This is a genomic window from Chitinophaga sancti, assembly GCF_034087045.1.
Taxonomy (GTDB): domain Bacteria; phylum Bacteroidota; class Bacteroidia; order Chitinophagales; family Chitinophagaceae; genus Chitinophaga; species Chitinophaga sancti_B.
Genome location: NZ_CP139247.1, coordinates 7076660 through 7098928, shown reverse-complemented (window position 1 = coordinate 7098928; position 22269 = coordinate 7076660). Strand labels below are relative to the sequence as shown.

General features: G+C 44.3%; 14 protein-coding genes and 2 tRNA genes. 5 read left to right on the top strand and 11 right to left on the bottom strand.

Annotation, left to right across the window (positions count from 1 at the left end; all coding sequences use genetic code 11):
* The first annotated feature begins 1 nt into the window (after window position 1).
* Complete coding sequence (locus SIO70_RS28560; RefSeq protein ID WP_320576635.1) at window positions 2-967, top strand: 2,3-diaminopropionate biosynthesis protein SbnB; 966 nt, start codon at window positions 2-4, stop codon at window positions 965-967.
* 615 nt (window positions 968-1582) lie between these two features.
* Here SIO70_RS28560 and SIO70_RS28555 read toward each other — a convergent pair.
* Window positions 1583-1666, bottom strand: a tRNA-Leu gene (locus SIO70_RS28555).
* An 82-nt stretch (window positions 1667-1748) separates the two neighbouring features.
* On the bottom strand, window positions 1749-2897 hold the full coding sequence (locus SIO70_RS28550) for a sensor histidine kinase (RefSeq protein WP_320576633.1): 1149 nt from the start codon (window positions 2895-2897) through the stop codon (window positions 1749-1751).
* Between the two features lie 96 nt (window positions 2898-2993).
* Here SIO70_RS28550 and SIO70_RS28545 point away from each other — a divergent pair, with 96 nt between their 5' ends.
* Window positions 2994-4022, top strand: a complete 1029-nt coding sequence (locus SIO70_RS28545; protein ID WP_320576631.1) for a glycosyltransferase family 2 protein — start codon at window positions 2994-2996, stop codon at window positions 4020-4022.
* A gap of 460 nt (window positions 4023-4482) precedes the next feature.
* Here SIO70_RS28545 and SIO70_RS28540 read toward each other — a convergent pair.
* From SIO70_RS28540 to SIO70_RS28530, 3 genes are all read right to left on the bottom strand, one after another.
* Window positions 4483-4555, bottom strand: a tRNA-Gly gene (locus SIO70_RS28540).
* Between the two features lie 100 nt (window positions 4556-4655).
* Entirely contained in the window at window positions 4656-5627 is a 972-nt protein-coding gene (locus SIO70_RS28535; RefSeq protein WP_320576628.1) for an AraC family transcriptional regulator, read from the bottom strand.
* Window positions 5628-5656: 29 nt separating this feature from the next.
* Complete coding sequence (locus SIO70_RS28530; RefSeq protein WP_320576627.1) at window positions 5657-6082, bottom strand: SRPBCC domain-containing protein; 426 nt, start codon at window positions 6080-6082, stop codon at window positions 5657-5659.
* A 157-nt stretch (window positions 6083-6239) separates the two neighbouring features.
* Between SIO70_RS28530 and SIO70_RS28525 the strand changes: the two genes are divergently transcribed.
* Together SIO70_RS28525 and SIO70_RS28520 are read left to right on the top strand one after the other, a co-directional pair.
* A complete protein-coding gene (locus SIO70_RS28525) occupies window positions 6240-7778 on the top strand; it encodes an alpha-N-arabinofuranosidase (protein ID WP_320576625.1) in 1539 nt (512 codons plus the stop codon).
* Window positions 7779-8016: 238 nt separating this feature from the next.
* Entirely contained in the window at window positions 8017-8661 is a 645-nt protein-coding gene (locus tag SIO70_RS28520; protein WP_320576623.1) for a type 1 glutamine amidotransferase domain-containing protein, read from the top strand.
* Window positions 8662-8734: 73 nt separating this feature from the next.
* Here the strand turns inward: SIO70_RS28520 and SIO70_RS28515 are convergent, their stop codons facing one another.
* From SIO70_RS28515 to SIO70_RS28490, 6 genes are read right to left on the bottom strand one after another with little or no spacing between them, the layout of a single operon-like run.
* Complete coding sequence (locus tag SIO70_RS28515) at window positions 8735-10948, bottom strand: DUF4838 domain-containing protein (protein ID WP_320576621.1); 2214 nt, start codon at window positions 10946-10948, stop codon at window positions 8735-8737.
* Between the two features lie 59 nt (window positions 10949-11007).
* Window positions 11008-13875, bottom strand: a complete 2868-nt coding sequence (locus tag SIO70_RS28510; RefSeq protein WP_320576619.1) for a tetratricopeptide repeat protein — start codon at window positions 13873-13875, stop codon at window positions 11008-11010.
* A gap of 1 nt (window position 13876) precedes the next feature.
* Complete coding sequence (locus tag SIO70_RS28505; protein WP_320576617.1) at window positions 13877-15373, bottom strand: glycosyltransferase; 1497 nt, start codon at window positions 15371-15373, stop codon at window positions 13877-13879.
* An 8-nt stretch (window positions 15374-15381) separates the two neighbouring features.
* Window positions 15382-16842 (bottom strand): glycosyltransferase, encoded by a 1461-nt coding sequence (locus tag SIO70_RS28500; protein WP_320576615.1) that lies wholly within the window; start codon window positions 16840-16842, stop codon window positions 15382-15384.
* Between the two features lie 6 nt (window positions 16843-16848).
* Complete coding sequence (locus SIO70_RS28495; protein ID WP_320576613.1) at window positions 16849-17976, bottom strand: HEAT repeat domain-containing protein; 1128 nt, start codon at window positions 17974-17976, stop codon at window positions 16849-16851.
* 47 nt (window positions 17977-18023) lie between these two features.
* Window positions 18024-18407, bottom strand: a complete 384-nt coding sequence (locus SIO70_RS28490) for a response regulator transcription factor (protein WP_320576611.1) — start codon at window positions 18405-18407, stop codon at window positions 18024-18026.
* Between the two features lie 450 nt (window positions 18408-18857).
* On the opposite strand from SIO70_RS28490, the gene SIO70_RS28485 reads away from it, so the two are divergent.
* A complete protein-coding gene (locus SIO70_RS28485) occupies window positions 18858-22259 on the top strand; it encodes a response regulator (protein WP_320576609.1) in 3402 nt (1133 codons plus the stop codon).
* Window positions 22260-22269 lie beyond the last annotated feature (10 nt).

Genomic DNA, 22269 nt, shown 5'->3' with positions numbered 1-22269 from the left:
TATGCTATATTTAAATGAAGCCGATATCAGAACTGTGGGTATAGATTGGGCTGCAATCGCAACGGTGATCAGGAAAACCTGTTACGCAATGGCGCAGGAAGATTTTGCCCAGCCCATTAAACCTTACCTGCGGTATCGCAACAAACGGAACCGGATTATTGCTATGCCCGGATTTGTCGGCGGTGATACAGAACTGGCAGGTATTAAATGGATAGCCAGCTTCCCTGAAAATGTTGATAAGGGCATCAAACGTGCCCATTCAGTCACCATATTGAATGATGCGGATACTGGTCAGCCAGTAAGTATTATCAATACACCTCTATTGAGTGGTATCAGAACAGCTGGCGTATCAGGGTTGGTATTGCAACTGTGGTTGGAGAAAAATCTGCGGCCTGGACTGAAGGTGGGTATGACTGGCCTGGGGCCTATTGGGCAGTTACATGCAGATATGATATTCAGTATGCTGAAAGAAAATATCGAAGCATTGTATGTATATGATATAAGACCATTTGACAAGGAAGTAATTGCGCCGGCATACACAGATAAGATTACAGTCTGCAATTCATGGCAGGAAGCATTTGATGATGCCGATATCTTTATAACCTGCACTGTGTCAGACAAGCCGTATATCAATCACATACCTAAAAAAGGTTCCCTGCACCTGAATGTTTCCCTGAGGGATTATGAGGCTTCGTGGAAACAATATGCTGATATGATTATTGTTGATGATTGGGAAGAGGTTTGTCGTGAAAATACGGATATTGAAATGATGCATCTGCATTACGGATTGCAAAAAGAAGAAGCTTATAATATAGTAGGACTGCTATCTGCAGATGGTGCCCAAAGACTGGCAGAATCAGCTACCGTCATGTTTAACCCGATGGGAATGGCTGTGTTTGATATTGCGGTGGCAGGCCATTTTCTTGCAAAAGCAAAGGAAGGAGGCATCGGTACCAGGTTGAATTAGTAAACCTGAAAAATAGCATGTAAAAATTTTCTACGACAGGCAATGGAGAACACTTTATTCCATTGCCTGCTTCGTTTAGAAAAAATAACAAGGGAATTTTCTTATTTTAAAATTGCTATTAATATTAATAAACCCGGTTGCAATTGACAGTGGTACAGGAGTGAAAAAATGACTTCTGTCGTGAAGAAGAATGAAAGGACAACGCTCAGAATCAATAACAGTACAATCAATTTCGTCTTATACCTTAAATTTTCCTGCAATCACACTGCGAAATTCTCTTGATTTCATGATTCGGGCAACTATTTGCCGTGATAAATGTGTGCCACCTGATCTAAGTAATTTAGTCACTTTGGGGCTTCTATAACGCTCTTTATCAGAATCATATATGGCTTCAGTTTTTGGGCAAAGTGCCTGATTATTGATCCAAAGATTTGATGGCTTTATTTCGATTCAGGCATAATAGCCATATTCACCTTCTAACAATCACATTCATTTACTCATTTCCGTTATCGAATACTTATTAAAAAATCACCCCTTTATAACTACCTAAACGCCAATAATTTCCCCAATAAAAAAAGGCGAAAAATCACTGTTAAAGTAATTTTTCGCCTTTTGTGCGGAAGAGGAGATTCGAACTCCCAAGCCCTTTCAGGCACTACCACCTCAAAGTAGCGCGTCTACCAATTTCGCCACCTCCGCAGCTTTGAAGGAGTGCAAATTTAAATTCTTTTTTAAAACCAACAAATTTAATTGGAACTTTTTCTGCAGACCCCGCCATTTTTTATTTCCTCAACCATATCCTGAATGTCGTTCCCTTCCCAATTTCCGACCATTTCACGGTCAACCTCCCCTTATGATACTCATCTATTATCCGCTTAGCCAATGACAACCCTAAACCCCAGCCACGCTTCTTTGTACTAAATCCCGGCTTAAACACCTTTTCAAAATTAGCCTTTGGAATCCCCTTCCCGGTATCCGTAATATCAATAATAATATGCGCCGGGTGACTCTCAATAAATATATCAATACTTCCTTTACCCTCCATCGCATCCAGCGCATTCTTCAACAAATTCTCTATCACCCAGTCAAACAACGACGGAGAAATCATCGCCGGCATCTCATTTTCCTGTGTATGCATGTTAAACACCACCTTTTGCGGCGCCCTCTTTTTAATGTACTGCATCATATTACTCACCTGGTGAATCACATCCCGCTCTTCCAGCTGTGGCACACTACCGATCTTGGAAAATCGCTCCGTGATCAGTTTCAGGCGGTTCACATCTTTCGTCAGTTCTGTCGCCATCAGTTCATTCCCCTCCGTTTCCTTGAGCAATTCTATCCATGCTTCTATAGAAGAGAGGGGAGTACCCAGCTGGTGTGCCGTCTCTTTAGCCATCCCTACCCATACAAGGTTCTGAACGGCGCGGTTAGAAGAGGAGAGGGCGATCAGCATGATACTCACAAAGAGCGCCACCACCATCAGTTGTATATATGGATAGTAGCGAACCTGTTTGAGAATCAGGGAATCACCATAATAAATGTAGTTATAGAGATTGTTCCGGGTATCGATCTCCATAATAAATGGACGGTGTTGCTTCCTGAAGGTAGTCAGTTCATCTTCAATATATTGGGGATCATGCGCAATACGAACCGTGTCCAGATTACGGGAATCAATGATATGACCTTCCCGGTCAGTAATGATTACAGGAATAGTCGTATTGTTGGTAATGATTTCGGCAGCCAGGTTGAGGTTCGCCTCATCAGGAGCCTGTAATAACTCCCTGTTAGCCGCCACCCATGTAGCCACCTTACGGGTTTCTTCATCTTCGATCTTGCGTGCCAGGCTGCTTACATACCAGATCGTACCCACGATGATGAGTACGGCTGCGGTAACCAGCAGGAATTTCCAGCCTATGAACTGTTTGAACATATGAGGATCGAATTTAAGGAATACCCCTTATACACTAACGTATTTTTCGCATATTTGCAACGCCAAATATATTACTCACGTATAATACAGTATCTTTTGTCTGGAATACCATCGGTAGCAGTTGTCATCCTGAATTGGAACGGACGTAAGTTTCTGGAAAATTTTCTGCCTTCCGTATGCAGGTCAACTTATGAGAACTTGCAGTTATACGTAGCAGACAATGCTTCCACGGATGATAGCGTGAAATTTGTACGCGAGCATTTCCCGGAAGTAAAAATTATTCAGAATAGTACTAATAATGGATTTGCCGGGGGATATAACGAAGCCCTGCAACATGTGCATGCTGATATTTATGTATTGCTGAACCAGGATGTGGAAGTGGAGCCGGGTTGGATCGAACCTGTGGTCGCATTAATGAGAAGGGACCATCATATTGCGGCATGTCAGCCGAAGCTGAGGGCTTATTATAATAAGCCGGAGTTTGAGTATGCAGGTGCTGCGGGCGGATGGATGGACATTTTGGGATATACTTTTTGCCGTGGACGTATCCTGTATACGACCGAAACGGACGAAGGGCAGTACGACGACGAACAGGATATTTTCTGGGCTACGGGTGCTGCATTGTTTATCCGGTCTTCCTGTTATCATGAGGTTGGAGGGTTTGATGCGGACTTCTTTGCACATATGGAAGAGGTAGATTTATGCTGGAGACTGAAACGGGCCGGGTACCGGATCTGTTATTGTCCTGGATCTATTGTATATCACGTAGGTGGAGGCAGCCTGCCACAGGGAAATCCCAGGAAGGTGTACCTGAATTTCAGGAATAACCTGATGATGTTGTGGAAGAACCTGCATCCCCATGATAGATGGATCGTGCTCTTCCAGCGGTTTTTCCTGGATGTGCTGGCAGCGGTGAAGAGCCTGGTAGCAGGAAAGCCCAAAGATATGACGGCCATTTACAGCGCTTATGTGGATTATCTCCGCTGGCGAAGGAAGTATACAGGTGAGAAGCATCCCCTGCCACAGCGGAAGCTGCTGGGTATGACAGGGGTGTTTCATGGGATCATGATCTGGAGGTATTATTTCCTGAACAGAAAGACTTTCAGAACTTTGGAAAAAGAGTAAAGGAATTGTAAAAAATTACTTTGATTTTCATTTGACATGATGTAAGTTTGCAATGCGAAATAATTAGATATGGAAAATAATACTGTTGAAAACAAGAATGACTTTACCAATAACTGGGTGTCGTCTTCCAGATTTTTATTTTATGTAAGCATTTTCTGCTTGTTGTCTTTTGTTCTGGGAGGTTGCTACCAACTGTACAAACACCGTTATCCTGGTAAGCCTGAGGTAAATGTTCCAGAAAACACGCTTTATAATCCTAAGTACAAATAAGGATTCTATCATATTAAGAGAGCCTTTCGGTCACCTACCGGAAGGCTCTTTTTATTTAAAGAAAAACCGCATTCGCCTACGGCAAATGCGGTTTTTTTATGAGCAGCCTGCCCTGCGCCCGGTTAATAGCTTAGAATGCATTAAAAACAAAAAAGCCTGATAAGATATCTTATCAGGCTTTTAATCTCTGAGCGGAAGACCGGGCTCGAACCGGCCACCCCGACCTTGGCAAGGTCGTGCTCTACCAAATGAGCTACTTCCGCTTGTATTTTTAAGAGCTTTTTTCCGTTTTCGCAGCAATGTGGCTGCGATTGGGATTGCAAATGTACGAATTGTTTTTAATCCTCCAAATATTTTTAAAAATTATTTCTTTAACTCACTCGGCGCCACCCCAAACTTCTTCCTGAATGCAGCGCTGAAATGCTGTGGTGACGAGTATCCCAGCTCATATGCAATATCTCCCACTGCCTTATTTCCTGCCTCTAAAAAACTCCTGGCCATGCCTAAACGATAATCGGCCAAATACCCAAATACCGTCGTATTAAATTCCTCCTTAAACTTCTTCTTCAACTTAAACTCATTGATCCCCACTATCCTCGACAACTCCGACAAACTCGGCGGCGTTTCCATATTATTAATCAGGTACTCCCGCGCATAATGTATCCGCTCCACATCATCCCTCTTATACTGCTGCCGCTCCCGAAACTGAAAAGCCTGGTGCCATGCATCCGCCTGCAAAACCAGCAACTCAATACTTTTAGATAACAAAAACAACTTCTTCAGATGCCCCGTGTAACTACATTGTATAATATCCTGTATGACCCGCTGTATCGCCGCATTTGTAGGCAATGACTGTACACCCATCACCACCGGTCCTCCGGCCAGTAATCGGTCTGCAAATCGCTTCATCGTATCATTACTCCCTTCCGTCAATTGCAAAAATGCCTCCCTGCTAAATTCAATACTCAGATTCTCCGCATCCAGCGATTTATTTTCAAACGTATTCATGTACCCATTCGCATAAATGATATTATGCTGCTGGTCCTGCACATCATAACAAGTCCCTTCCTGCCTGATCAGCGTATGTCCCTTCATGTTAAATGATAGACTGATTGTATCCGTTTCATTTTTTTTAGAAAATGACAGGTAATCGGAAAACTGATGAATACTATGCCGCACATAAATACCGTCAAACAACCACTGCGTAATCGTTGAATTGACTGCCGCTGATGGAAGAATAATGGTATCCTCTTTTAGCGCTGCTGCCTGCAATACATTCGCAGGACGATCTGGTAAATGAAAAGGAATATCACCCTTCATGACGGAACTTTTCATGAAAGTAAGATATTCCTCAAAATTGAGCCTTACACCAGCTCCCTGATTTTTTCTAATATACTGCTCCATCCCCCCGCTTTAGCAGAATCCTCATATCTCTTTTCACCATCCTGTACCTTTGTATAATCTCCCTGTGTAATGGTCAGCTGGGTTTGATTTCCCACCGGCTCCAGTTTGTATGTCACCGTCAGGTAATTCCAGGGCTCATCCGTATAATTAGCATTGGGGTCGAATACAGTATAGGACAAAAGAGAATACGGTTTGTTCTCCACCGCAACCCCTTTTACAAATACCTGGTTATCACCTTTAAATATCACAGGCTGACCCACCTGCCAGTTAGTCACCAGATCACTATTGTACATGTATTGTTTTACATAACCGGGTTCCGTGAGAAGGGACCATACCTTTTCGGGGGTAGCGTCCAATGTAAGTGTGTTTGAAATGATCTTTTCCATACCTGCAAATGTAACGCAAGCCCAAACCGGACATTTATATTAAACGGAATATTAATACTTATATATAAAGGTGAAAAATTGTTGTACAATTGACATTTAATTTTTCTATCTTAGCCATCGTTCCACGTCTTCGCAATTACGCTAATGAAAATTGTATATGAAAAAGAATCTCACTTTCCTGTTGCTTTTGGTGATCATGCAGGTTACAAAGGCACAAACCACAGCAAGTCTCACGGTATCTGGTAAATCCGATCACCAGATCAGCCGTCACATCTATGGTCACTTTTCTGAGCACCTCGGCCATTGTATTTATGATGGTTTCTGGGTTGACTCTTCACTGAACGTACCTAAAAAAGACCGCATCCGCCTCGATGTCGTTGATGCACTCAAAAAGATCCACATTCCGAACCTTCGCTGGCCCGGTGGCTGCTTTGCGGATGAATACCACTGGCGTGACGGTATCGGTAAAAGATCCGATCGTCCTAAAATGGTAAATACCAACTGGGGCGGTGTCACTGAAGACAACTCCTTCGGTACCCACGAATTCATGGACCTCTGCGAACTGCTGCACACGGAGCCTTACATCTCTGCGAATGTAGGTAGCGGTACTGTTGAAGAAATGTCTAAATGGGTAGAGTACTTCAACTTCGACGGTGTAAGCCCAATGAGCAAGCTCCGTGCTGAAAACGGTCATCCTGGCCCCTGGAAAGTCGGTTTCTGGGGTGTAGGTAACGAAAGCTGGGGTTGCGGTGGTAACATGACCCCCGAATTCTATGCAGGCCAGTTCCGTCGTTATGCTACCTATGCCCGCGACTATCCGGGTGCAAAACTGAAAAGAATGGCCAGCGGCGCCAGCGACTTTGACTACCACTGGACGGAGGTTTGTATGAGAGATATTCCGCTGCACATGATGTGGGGTCTGTCCTTACACTATTACACCCTGCCAGGCGACTGGGGCCACAAAGGTTCTGCTACCAACTTCGACGAAAAAGAGTACTTTACCACAATGCGGAAATGCCTGCTCATGGACACACTCGTGACCAAACATTCCGCTGTCATGGATAAATATGATCCTAAAAAGAAAGTAGCACTGGCTGTTGACGAATGGGGTATCTGGACAGATGTGGAACCAGGCACAAACCCCGGTTTCCTCTATCAGCAAAATAGTCTCAGAGACGCCCTGATCGCTGCCTCTACGCTCAATATCTTCAACAACCATAGCGACCGTGTAAGATTAGCCAACCTGGCGCAGACTGTAAACGTATTACAGGCCCTGATCCTGACCGACAAGGAAAAAATGCTGCTGACGCCTACTTACTATGTATTTGACCTGTTCCAGGTACACATGGATGCCGCTTACCTGCCTATTCAGCTGAATAGCCCATTATATACAAATGGTAACGAAAGCATCCCTGCGGTAAATGCCTCAGCATCCAAAGATTCTACCGGGGCAGTGCATATCTCTTTCGTGAACCTGGATCCATCCAAAAAGATCACTGTAAAAGCAAATCTGCAGGATGTACAGTGGAAGACCGCAACTGGTCAAGTATTGACCTCTGGTAAATATACCGACATCAATACCTTCGAAAAGCCAGACAAGGTGAAGATTGCAACTTTCAATGGTGCGAAGAAACAAGGGAATGACCTTGTCGTAGAACTGCCTGCTACGTCTGTCGTAGTTGTCACCTTAAAATAGGGAAACCTTAAAAATAAGCAGCCTTGTAGTAAGTAATCTTAAAACAAGTCGTCTTAAAAATAAGCCGCCTTATAAAAAGCTACCTAAAACAAGGCAACTTCATAATATGTAATCTTAAACTAAGCAACCTTAAATAAGTAGCTTTAAAATAATTGCAGTTCTTTAACAATCCAATGCCCCGGAGTATCCCTCCGGGGCATTATTATTGCAGCAGTATTTGCTTCAAAAACAAATGCTTATGAAGATATTGTTAGTAACCACAACCCACCATCAGCCAGGTAACACAGGTCTATGGCTTGATACGCTGGCAGCCCCTTACTATGCATTTATCGAAGCTGGCGCAGAAGTTCAGGTCGCTTCACCCAAAGGCGGCAGGGTTACCTTAGATCCAACTGCAGAGCAACACCAACAGTTATTGGCTGATCAGGATGTCGTCTATTGGCTGGCAAACTCGCTCAGGTTGTCTGAAGCCAGTGCCGAGGATTTTGATTCCATCTTTATTGCAGGTGGGAGAGGAGCGATGTGGGACCTGGTAGATAATAAGGAACTGAATGCTTTATTGCAGGATTTCAACAAGGCGCATAAGCCTATTGCGGCTGTAGCACATGGAGTGGCAGGGTTGTGTTGTTCAAAAGATAAGAGTGGAATGAGTTTACTCGCAGGGAAGAATATTACGGCAATTTCAAATGATGAAGAAAAAGGAGAAGTACCTTTCCCTTTGGAAACAAGATTGAAGGAAATAGGCGCCGTATTTTATAAAGGAGAAAAGGTCGTGACGGATGAAAATATTATTACAGGCCGGAATGCAGCCGCGGCTGTAGAAACGGCGGAAGCAGTGATTGAGCAATTAGAAAGTAATTACTACGTACATTTCAAAATATAGCCAATCAGAATTACAAAGGGTCGGTGCACTGCACCGACCCTTTGTAATATGTAGAATACATAAACTTCTCTTTTTAGAATACATAAACTTCATCACAACATAACGAAGCCTTCTTCGTAGCCGGCGCTCCCCGCCACCCCGGCACCCCAGCCTGGCACTGCCCCGTCACTCTCACATACTTCGCATGCACTGCGGCTAATCCAAACTTAAACGTATTAATACTGGTTGTATAATCCTCTTCTGCAGGAAAAGCACTCTTCTGCGTACCCGCGGGTGTAAAATGCACACCATCCACAGATGTCTCCACCGTAATTGTAGCAGGATTAAATATATAATGTCTTGGATCATTCAGGAAATTCATCTGCACTGTATTCACCGTCTTCTCACCCCCTAAATCTATCGTCGCCACCAGGTCTTTTCCATAAATGAACAACCAGTTAATACTAAAATCTTTCGTCCCCAATAACCCATCCGTCAGCGTCCTTTCTCTCTTTGCCGGATATTCATCCGATGGCGGATTCACCAATGTCACTTTCCCACCAAACGCCAGACTATTTACCCACTTCTTCGAAAAAATTGTATCCCATTCCTGTTGATAGGCATCCGGCGAAGCACCTCCCTCTGATAGCTCTTTTACACCTGCCACCTTACACTGCGCCACAAATTTCTTCACCCGCTCAGGCCAGCGTGGATTCACCACATACCCATTTCCGGAAGCCTGTAAATACCCATATTTATCCGTTCCAAAGAAACGTGACTGCTGCAGCACACAATATTCCAGCCCTAATCTTGCATTATATACTCTCTTCAAATATGGATCTTCTACCGCTGCCTCTGCTTTATCCAAAATGATAGAATATTTATCAATAGCCTCCGGCGATAAATAGTTCCTTGCACTCGCCACAGGATTACCATAAATATCCAACTGCGCCTTCGTCTCACTTAACGCATGCACATATTCCAGCATAGCCGCACCCGCTTTACCATAATATCCATTAAAAAAATCTTTCGTAACCGCCGCTGCATCCACCGAAGGATCCCACAGTAATTGCGCCTGCAAATAAGCATTATAAGCCCCCATATCCCCATACGTATCCCCACTTCCCTGTGAGAACACCCCACGCACCTTATGCGCAGTCATGTATTGTAAATTCGGTTGTAAGTTATTGTAATCAGGAAATGGCGCCAGGTAATTCGTAAACTGCGTTGTATAATCCCACACAAAAAGATTATCTGTCAATGCCCCCCAGTTTTCCAGGTTCTTCCTGAAATCCGCTGCCGAAGGAATCGTGCTCAATGGCTCCTGCCTGTAAGCATCAATGCTACTTAGCATAATATACACATTAGCAGCGGGCTTCGTCTTTATGGGTGCCTTTGCGGTATAGGTATACGCCAGTGTTGTAAAATGTTGATCCGGAAATTGAGCAGCTACGCTGTTAATAAACCGGATCAATGAACCAGCCGTACTCCCTTCTTCCTTATTCACCTGACTACACTGATTGCAGGTACAAAATCCCCCTCCATCTTCTGCCGCAATCGACCAATACAAAGCATCCGGGTTATCAGCAATCGCATGCCGTAAATAATCCACCGTTACCTTAAACACCCCCTCATTACTCAAACACAACTGTGTAGCCTGTCTCTTCCCATCTACCAATGCATAATATTCCGGATGTGCAGAAAAATAAGTCTTTGGTGGCACAATCTTAAAGAATGAATGCCCCCATACCCCCCATAGATCCTCAAATCTATGTAGCTTATGCCATTCCAGGTATTCATTGTCAAATGCAGCAGGATAATACGTCTCCCTATACACCAGCGTAGGTTCCTCCTTATCCATCAACTGCTGTGGCACGCTAACTTCTTTTGATGCCGGCATATCAGCCGGCCCCTCCGCATATTTCCGTGCGCCAAAGTATTTCTCTATCAATGTATACACCCCATACACCACACCTTTTCCTGTACCACCTTTGATATATACATCCTTCGCATCAGACGCAATGATAAAACCTTCTCCTTTTAATTTACCAAAAGAAAGCCCATGCTCCGTGTTCCCCACAAAGATTGCCGCCTGATTCTTCTGGTAACTATTCTCTTTTATAATAGCTAATGTCACCCCCGATATCCGCTTCACATAATCCTGCAATACGGACCCTGCATGCGTTTCATTCTTCGTCGCTTCTACTGGTAACACTATCACATGCTTCTTCAGATCTATCCGGGAAACCGTAGACTGACATGAAAAAAGGGTCAGTACTAATAACAATGAGTGCATCATTCTGAACATGAAAATTTAAAATTAGACTGAAAAAAACTCCCTCCATATCAGGGAGGGAGTCAGAATATTTAAAACTTACGCTGTAAAGTTATATAAAGATCATATTGGTTCTGGAAGTCTGTATCAGTAATCTTCTGATTGATCCAGGTGGCATTCACCCCAACTGTAGTCCGGTATTTGAATGTCTTCATATAACCGGCGCCTACACTCCGGGTCAATAACCCGGCCAGTTTAGGGAACTGCACTAACCGGCTCTTATCATCCGGCGATGTACCCAACCCTGCCACAAACATGAGATAATCCTGGTTGCGGTTCATATAATACCTGCTCGTTAGGTTAAAGGATGTATAGAAGTCAGGCGAATCACTAATAAAGTACGCCCTGAAGTTTACCCAGAAATCCTTCCATGTTTTAGCCACAGAAGCGACACCTGATATACTGTTAATACTATCTCCCTTTAAATAGCGCAGACCTAATTCCCCTTCTATATTATGCCTGAAGGTTTTGAACAGGGAGTACCCCAGTCTGAGCTGTGGAAACACAATCCCATTGGAGTAGTTCACCAGGCCATAAGAATACATTTTAGGCGTATGGTTATAATAGATCTCTGCTTCACCCATCAGCCCCGTACCCTGTGTACGACCTGCATAGTTCAACCTGGCTGCCCAGGAGCCGCGTGGTATATAGTGACGGTATTCCAGTGTTGCAATGTTGTATTTCGTATCAGAATAATCATAATTGGTATGCAGGTAATACATGCCAAACTGGTTCTTCAGTGTCTTACTCTTCAGGTAGTCTGCATAGTCCACATTCACAGGATTATTCTTCAACAATACCACAGAATCCGCAGCTGCGGCTGCCGCCACCCATTCCTTTTTATTCTCCAGGGTCACAGCACGCTTTTGTACAAAAGCATCATTATTAGGATAGTACCTGATTCCCTCATTAGCATATACCAGTGCACTATCATATTGTTGTTTACCATTCAGCAGGTTAATACTATACAATAAACCCAATGAATCACGTCTGTTCACCGCCAGTACCTGTTTGAATACTGCCAGTGCGCTATCGGGCTGACTGTTCCGCTGGTAGGATGTACCGAGTGCCAGTAAACCTTCCGTATAGGCATTCCGGTATTTCACGGTAAATGGATAACGCTGCATCAGCCGATAGGCGATGTCATTCGATTCATTATACCTGTGTAAACTGGTCAATACACCTGCTTTCTTCAGTAAAAGATCATTATTATCAGGATAATATTTCAATCCCTGATCAGCATACAGCAATGCGCTGTCCGGTTGTCCTACCGCAGTTTCCATATTGATGAGGTAGTTGATTGCATCCAGGTTGTTCGGCTGTTCTGCCAGTACTACCCTGAATTGTCCTGCTGCCATTTCATATTCTTCTGATTGCATCAGGATACGACCAGCTGTAAGTCGTAAATCTACGAGGTTCGCCTGATAGCGTTCTTCTCCCGGATTGCGTTCCAGCAGTTGGGATGCAATTGCTGCTGCTTCATCATATTGTCCCATATCCGCCAGTACACTGCTTTTTTTTATCAGGAAACGGGTATTATCCGGATATGTTTCCAGTGCTTTATCTAATACCTGCAACGCACGTACGTTATCCTTCTGAATGATGTATGTATTTGCAGTCATGTCCAGTGCAGCGGTATCTTTAGGATCTACCTGCAACGCTTTGGTGAATTCAGACAATGCCAGGTCGTATTGCTGCTGTGCCAGATAATCCCGGCCACTGGCTATTTTCAGGGCCGTATACCTGCTTTTCAGATCCGCATTCCCCGGGTTGCTCTGACGCAGTTTTTCTGCCAGTGCAGCGGCTTCAGTGAATTTCCGGTCGCTTTCCAGTACATCCATTTTCAGTGCCAGCAGGCGCTGATCATTCGGGCTATTTTTCAACCCACGGTTTATCCATGCCAGCGCCTCGCGATATGCACCACGAGATATGCTTAACCCAATTACTTTATCCAGTGCTTCACGGTTGCCGGGATTTTTTTCCAACACACCTTCATACAATAAGTAAGGATCTGTATTGGCATACCACGCAGCAGCTTCCATACGTAATGGTGCATCTATACTACGTGCTTTACCATCGTTCGGGAATCTTTTCAGTATGATCTGTAAGTATGCCAGTGCCCCGGCATAGTCATGTGTATCCTGCAACAACCCCAGTTTACGCATCATCAGGTCATAAGAACCCGGATTCGTTGCCAGTTCTGCATTGATTCGTTCCATGGCGCTGGTATAGCTGCCACTACGGATATACATACTGGTGATTGCCTCTTTTGCTTCCCTGTTATTCGGATCTACCAGCAGTGCTCTTTCATAATTCTGCTGTGCCAGTGGCTGGTTACCTCTTACCTGGTAAAAGTGGCCTGCCTGCATATAGTGGCCGGTATAAGCACGGGTCACTACAGTATCGGAAGAATATTTTTCTAATAATGACGTCGCATAGATGCCGCCCTGGAAGAAGTTTTCACCGGCATCCAGTATACCCAGCTTTTTCAGCATCAGGTCTCTGTCTGCAGGAAAGTGGTACAATCCTTCATCTACATAGCACTCTGCTTCATCATATTTCTTTGCGCCTAACTCAATATTGATCGCATACAGGTAGGCATCTCTGTACAACGGATCTTTGGTCAGTACTGCTTTTACATGCTTACGTGCTTGTTCTGTCTGACCAGTGAGCATATACAACCTGCCCAGCAGCAATTCCTGATCAGTGAACTCAGGTCTTTTGGCCAGCGCGGCTTTAGACAGTTCTATCGCTTTTGCATAATGTTGCGCTTTTGTTTCTTTCACCGCCTCATTATAGAGGTCGTCCGCATCCGGACCTTTCTTAAATAACTGCGCTTCTGCCTGTAAGGACAGGCATATCAGGGTACCTGATAATATATGTTTAAAAAGAGACATCATCTTACGTGTTTGCAGGTTTTTTCTTACCAAATCCCTGACGCTGCATATTTCCCCATGTGTGTTTCTTACCTGTAAGGAAGTTGAAATAACCTCGCAGGGCAAAGAATACGATGAGCGGATGGTATACAAAAGGTTCTATAAAAGCCATGAGTGCCAGCCCCAATACCTCTCTCCAGGTACGGTAGTATTGATAGGTCTTATGGTCCCATAATATAGCCAGTGTCGTGATCATCACAGAGTAGAAGTACACGAACGCCAGTAGTATCAATGCATATTGCCAGTTGATCTGGTTGGTAATAATGAGGTAGATGTAATAAATGATCCCTGTAAATTCGATGATGGGAGCAAGGAATTCGAAGAACAGGTTGTAAGGCAATACGACCATCCCCAGCTGTTTGTAACGGGGATTGAAGATGACCTTTCTGTGTATCGTGATGATCTCTGCCAGACCGCGACCCCAGCGGGTACGCTGACGGCTGAATACTTTCATATTTGGAGGACCCTCTGTCCAGCACTGTGTTGTTGGAATGTAACGGATGGCATACTTCAGCTTATTGTCCATCATGTACGTACACATACGTGTAACGATATCCATATCTTCCGCAAATGATTTACTGTCGTAACCACCGGCTTTGATCGCGATTTCCTTGTCGAACAAACCCAGACCACCAGATACGTTCGGCACACAGTTGATCACACTCCATCCCATTTTACCAAGTACATAAGCACGCAGGTACTCCATTTCCTGGAAACGTGGCAGCCACTTTTCCGGCGGACGTACACGGGTGATCACCCCTTCGTCAATTTCACAGCTATTGGCAATACGGAGGGTGGCGCCTGTTGCAATTACACGGATACTGTCTTCTTTCACATGTACAAAACCACACTCGGGACAAGGCTCACCAATTTCTTTGATCTTATGGAGCTCTTCATCCATGAAAGGCTTGATCATGCGCATCAGGGTATCCTTTTCAATGATACAGTCCACGTCCGTACAGAGGAAGTAGTTGTAAGCAGCGGCATTGATACCCGCATTGGACGCATCTGCTTTACTCTTACCATTTATCTTGTCGATGACTACAAGCTTGTCATAAGCAGTGTTGGTCGATTTAAAAAGGCGTTTTACCGGTTTACAGTTGATGCGCGCATTGTAAGCAAAATCTATTTTTACCAGTTCAAACTCATCGATCAGTTTCTGAAGCGTATCATCCGTACTGCCATCGTTCACGATGATCACCTCAAAGGTGGGATAGTTCAATGTAAGCAGCGAGCGTACGTTCTGAATAATAGTCACTGCCTCATTGAAGGCCGGGGCTATAATCGAAATACCAGGTGCCAGCGGAGACTGCAGCATCTTGGTGTAATCTACATAGCTATTCTTACGCTGGAATTTCCGTATGCCTCTCAGGGAAAGGAATGCCAGCAACGCATACATGAACAGCATTGTACAACCATAAATGAACACAAAGCCTTCGTAAAAATTTCTTATCAGTTCCACAGGCGTATTTATTTAGCTGTAGCTGCTGTAGCAGCTGGTTTAGGTGTTTGCTGAAATCCGCGTCGCTGCATGTTGCCCCAGGTACTTTTCTTCCCTGTCAGGAAATACCAATATCCACGCAGGGCAAAAATCACGATCAGCGGATGATAAAGGAAGAATTCCATAAATGGTGTGGTACACAGAAAAGCCACTTCCTTCCACGTCCGGTAATATTTAAACGATAGCTGATCCCAGAGGATAGCGATGGTTGTGATCATTACCGAATATGTATATACAAATATTAGTAGTATCAGTGCCGTAGGCCAGTTGATGAGGCCGAAGATGGTCATTACAATATAGTAGATGATACCTGTGAACTCAATGATCGGCGCCAGCAGCTCAAAGAAGAAGTTGTACGGGAAAATGATCATCCCCATTCTGCCATACTTTGGATTAAAGAACATTCCAAAGTGGGCATACATCAGCTGTGCAAGACCTCTGGCCCAGCGGGTACGCTGGCGGTTAAAGATCTTGACGGTCACAGGAGCTTCTGTCCAGCAGAGGGTCTTTGGTATATAGCGGATAGCGTAGTCAATCTTATTATCATGTGCATAGCGGCACATACGTGTCATCAGCTCCATGTCTTCCCCGAAGGAACTATGGTCATAGCCACCGCTGCGTATCGCGATTTCCTTATCAAAAAGGCCGAGACCACCTGATACATTCGGAACGCAGTTGAGCAGGGTCCAACCCATTTTACCCAACACGAATGCACGAATATATTCCACTTCCTGGAAGCGGGGGAGGATCTGTCGTGGAGGCCGCATACGGGTCATTACACCCTGATCGAACTCACATGAGTTCGCAATACGGAGGGTAGCACCTGTTGCGATTACACGTTTTTTCTCTTCCTGCATCACCGGTTTGATCAGTTCCAGCAGGGTATTTTTATCCAGAATACAATCCACGTCTGTACATACAAAGTGAGCATAAGAAGCAGCATTGATACCTGCATTTACAGCATCGGCCTTACTTTTACCATTCACTTTGTCTATCACCATCAGTTTGGCATAGGCAGGGTTCGACGATTTAAAGATCTTTCGTACCGGCCTGGTCTGGATCTTTGCATTGTAGGCGAAGTCAACTTCCACCAGCTCAAACTCATTGATCATTTGTTGCAGACTGTCATCCGTACTACCATCATTGACAATAATAATCTCATATCGAGGATATTCCAGGGTGAGCAGTGAGCGTACATTAAATATAATTGTAAGACCTTCATTGAAGGCAGGCGCCAGCACGGTAATGCCGGGGGCTAATGGAGAGCTGAGCAATGTATTCAGCTGATCCGCATTGTCCCTCTTGGCATATGCACGTACGGATATCATAGAGAAGATTGCCAGCAAGGCGTATGTTACCAGCAGTATTGAACCATAAATGAAAACACTATTCTCATATATTCGCCCGAGAGTTTCCCATATATTATCCATTCACAACTAGAATTTTATTAACGGGTTCATGCTATGTTTCAGGATCAGCTTGTTTTCTGATGTAGCAGTATCAATCAGTTCCTGTATCAGTCCTTTGGCGGCCCATTTATTATTAATGAGGGATTTGGCAGCATGTTTACGAACTTCGAAATCGGTGGAGTGCAGGAATTCCTGACGCAGAAAATCTACATACTTTCCACTACTGATCCTACCTAACGCCTTCAGGATTTCCAGCCGGCAATTGAGGGGTTGGCTGTTATACATATGTACCAGTTTCTCTTCCACATCTTCTATCTTCATCTTACCCAGGCAATTAATAGCATCAGCGCGTAAATAGTGATCTTTGGTATCCAGCAGTTTGATTACAGCAGGCACGGCACTTAACTGATTATAGTGCACCACTAGCTTGAGACAGAAAGATACAATCGATTTATTGGAAGAATAAGTGATCCATTGTGCAAAATTGGGGATAGCGATGTGCTCAGTTGTAGAGATGATCTTAAAGAGCTCTACCTGGTCCCAGAGCAGCAGTGGCTCTGTTACCACATCAAAGAACTTGAACGGTTCGTTTTTACTCAGCTTGATATACGCATGACGTGCAGCGGCGCGAAGCTCACGGTTATTACTGTTCGTAAGCGGAAGGATACTTACGTCAGCAATAGACATGTTCATGTTGCTCAGCTCTGCCAGGGCCTGCACCTTTCTTTCCCATTTAGGAGATTTCATTTTCTTCAGGGAATCCTTGTCCAGGTCCAGCTGGATGTATAGGTTACGCAATTGTTCCCCCATCGCCCCTCTTACATTATTTCGATAATGTATGAGACGGTCAATGAGCGCCTGACGGGCCCATTTCTTTTCAAATATGGGATGTTGAAAGCTTTCAAGAGGAAGTTGTACATGGTCGGCAGGCACGTCGCTGGCCAGCTCTTCATTCAGGAGGATGTGCTCCATGAGCTGGTCATCGATGATCGGGTGCAGATGTTTCAACCTTTCTGACTGGCGGTAGGCTTTGTACCTGCCGATCAGTATAGAGAGGTATGCGAATAACGTACATACGATGGCAACAACAATAAAAGTGGATGCAATCTGTATACTCAGGGGAGCATATCTGAAGTCGTAAAAGCTAAATTCCATAAGGATTGGTCAATTGGTCATCGGTCACATAGAATATCCACCGGTAATTACCGGCTGTATTGCATCAGAAGCCTTTTTACCCTGATCAATAACTCTCCGGGTATCACCGGCTTTTTCAGAAAATCGTCAGCTCCGAGTTTGAAGCCTTCGAGGATAATATCTTCGTTCCCTGCATTAGAAACAATAATCACGGGAATTGGTTTACCCTCTTTGCGGTTTTTTACTTTACTGAGTATTTCGAAACCATTGGCATATGGCATCATAATATCGGTAATAATAAGATCAAATGCGTAGTTAGTATCTTCCAGTCTCTGGAAGGCTTCCTTGCCATTGGTCACATGTTCAATCTTGTATTCTTCTTTGTGAAGAATCCTTTCTACAATCTTCGGCATCACTTCATCATCTTCAATAAGCAGAATTTTACTACTCATATATTGGCTTTTATTTTTGAAGAATGGCGGTACGGGATGTACAACCCTATGTTTTTAGTGTATGAAAAAAAATTGTTCACAATTTTGTTGAAGGGTAGGCGATTTTGCATGGTCTACTAATGGCTTACCCATATATACTCGAAATCACCCCTAAAGGTTTTCACCTTTTTGCAAACGATTCGTTAATTTTTTTACATTATAAATAATTGCAAATTATTCGGGGCGGTAAATGTTTTGTTTACGATTTTATGCACTCGAATATGGCTGCAAATTACTACCAACGAAGGAATTATAGCCATATTAATGAGATTTATATACGTAAGCCGTATCACAAACTCATCATTATAAGGTCTCCAATAGGGCATCTCATTATCCAAAGGATATTGAAGTGACCTTTTGATGCCCTTATAGTGCCCTTACTATATCGAATCTGTATTATATTTGTTGACTATGAAGAACTCCTTAAGAACACGTCTGTATCTAGGCTTCTCTATAGCCATATTATTGGTAATAGTAGGTGGTGTCTTTACCTACATTACTTTCAAGAAACAACGCTCACAGGCGGAATGGGTCGAACAATCCTATGAAGTCATTACGACTGCACAACGTATCAACAAATATATTTACGAAATCGAATCTGCTGGAACCGCCTACAGGAGTACTCATGAAGTCAAATACCTTGATCCTTACTTCGATATACATCCAAAAATATTGCCAGCCTTTTACGACCTCCGTAAAATGGTGATGGACAATGCCAGCCAGCTCAAAAGAACGATTGCCATAGAAAAAGAATTGATAGGAATCCTAAATTATTGGGAAGGGCTGGGAGTGAGGCACGATACCAGTTTTGTGTTTTCCCATGCCATGGAAATCACAAAAGAAGAGCGGACTATGCTGGAGAAAATTCATAATGATATCCAGGATATGATTGTCGAAGAGCGACTGCTGCTTGCCAACAGAAACGGGGCAAATATGGAAAAGGTTGAGGTTGCCTTAACAGCCCTCATTCTTAATACAGCCTTTATCCTGCTTGTAGCTATCATACTCATGACCATCTCCTTCCGGGAATTTAACATCCGCCTCAAAGCCCAAAAAGAATTGCAGGTAAAATTAGCCGAAACTGAAACACTCAATCAAAATGCAAATGCCAACAACTGGCTGCTCACCGGTATGAGCCTGATCAATGAAAGTTTGCAGGGGGATGCCGTTATTGACACCCTCGCCGACAAAAATCTACAGGCCCTGGTCAATTACCTTGACCTTCCCGGTGGCGCTTTTTATTGTTATGAGGTGGATAATAAACTGCTGAAACTTTGTGCAGGCAAAGGACTGCCTGCCACTGTTAAAAAATCCTTTGCATTGAATGAAGGCATCATCGGCGAAGCTGCAACCCACAAAGAACTGACAGTTATCAAAGATATTCCGGCCAGCTATTGGCGACTTGAATCGGCCACAGGCAATAATACCCCTGGTATTGTTGTATGCGTGCCCCTGTGGCATGATAATGACCTGGTAGGGTTGATAGAACTCGTTTCATTTACCCCGCTTTCTGAAAGGGTCATGGAACTGTTACGCAATACCGCTCACGCCACAGCCGTAGCAGTCAACGCGGCTACCTCCCGCAAGAAAGTACTGGAACTACTCACCAGGGTACAGGACCAGAAGGAAATACTCGAATCCCAGCAGGAAGAATTACGTCAATCCAACGAAGAACTGACCCGCCAGTCTGAAATCCTGCAGGCTTCCGAAGAAGAACTAAGAGTTCAGGAAGAAGAACTGCGCCAGGTAAACGATGAAATAAGCGTGCAGAACAAAGCCCTTGAAATGGCAAGACAGGAACTGTCTAAAAAAGCAGAAGAACTGGAGCAAAGCAGTACCTATAAATCGGAATTCCTGGCAAATATGTCGCACGAACTGCGTACGCCTTTGAATAGTGTGCTGATCCTGGCCCGCCTGCTGGAAGAAAATAAGGAACAGAACCTGAGTCCGAAGCAGATGGAATACGCCGGTATCATTCATAAATCCGGCTCTGACCTGCTCAAACTCATTAATGATATCCTGGATCTCTCCAAAATTGAAGCAGGAAAGGTAGAGATGAACATCGAACCCGTAGCTGTCAGGAGTATTACCAGTGACCTGGAACAACTCTTCCATGTCGTAGCCGATGAAAAGCATATCAACTTCATCACCAATATAGATCCTGATGTACCAGCCATGATACAGACGGATGGCCAGCGCCTGGAACAGGTGATAAAAAACCTGCTTTCCAATGCCTTTAAATTTACGCCGAAAGACGGCACAATTGAACTGGCCTGGACCATGCATTCCGATGGCCTGCACATCGCGGTGTCTGATACCGGAACAGGTATTCCGGCTGATAAACAACAATTGATATTCGAAGCCTTCCGTCAGGCCGATGGCTCTACCAGCCGTAAATATGGTGGTACCGGCCTGGGATTGAGCATAAGCAAAGAACTGATGAAACGCCTGGGTGGAGAGATCCGGTTATTCAGCACTGAAGGCCATGGCAGCACCTTTACGATTGTGATGCAGACCGGCACCAATGCGGTTCCGAAAGTATCACCTGCACCTGTTATTGTAAAGGAAGCACCTGTAGTGGTGAAAGAAGTAGCCCCAGCTGAAGAACAATTGGTAGATGACGATCGTAATATATTGGGCAAACAGGATAAACTCATTCTCATCGTAGAAGACGATGCCAACTTTGCCTCCATCCTCCGTGACTTCGCGCGGCAGAAAGGGTTCAAAACCATTGTGGCCCTGAATGGCAATGATGGCCTGTTCTTCGCCCGCAAGTTCCTGCCAGCGGCTATTATATTAGATATGAACCTGCCATTGATAGATGGCAACAGCATCCTCAAGATCCTGAAGAACAATGAAGAGCTGAAACATATACTCGTGCACGTAGTATCGGCAGGAGAGATCTCCCTGCAGGTACGTGATAAAGTAGAGGGATATACGCAGAAGCCACTGCAGGTGACCGACCTGGAGAGTGTATTCAATGGTATCAGCTCCCAGCTGGAAGCCAGACTGAAAAAGGTTCTAGTCATCTCAGACGGGGTATTACTCCATTACCCTTTCCTGCAATCACTGAGTGACGAAAGGCAGTTACAAACGCAGTACAACCTGGTGAAAACACTGGGTGAAGCTGCCCTGGAACTACAATCCCATCAATACGACGGGATTGTACTCGATGCCGGTACAGATATTTCAGAAAGCATAGCAAGACTGAACCAACTTAAGCAGATCAGTGCTGCCAGAGACCTGCCGGTGATCGTCTATCTTGATCACGACATTTCGGAAGGCGATGAGCTGGCGCTGAAGAAGAATGCTGCTGCAATCGTTCGCAACTCCACCTTCTCCGGAGACCGGTTGATGGATGAACTTGAACTCTTCCTGTACAAACTGACTGAGTCTGATTCTCAAACGCTTTCAGACAGAGCACCTAAAACAGAAAGGAACCTGGATGGACAGAAAGTGCTACTGGCTGATGATGATATGCGAAACGTATTTTCCCTGAGTGCATTGTTGTCAGGACATGGTATGGATGTGGTGACAGCTGCCGATGGAAAAGAAGCACTTGAAAGATTGGAAGAAAATCCAGATATTCGGTTAGTACTAATGGATATCATGATGCCGGAAATGGATGGCTACGAAGCCATGCGCCACATCAGAGCGAATCCCCGTTATCAAAATCTGCCGGTAATTGCACTAACTGCAAAAGCTATGGCGGGGGACAGAGAAAAATGTATTGCCGCGGGGGCATCAGATTATATAGCAAAGCCCATCGACAGCAGTAAACTTTTATCATTAATGCATGTTTGGATGGTATAACCTTGTAACA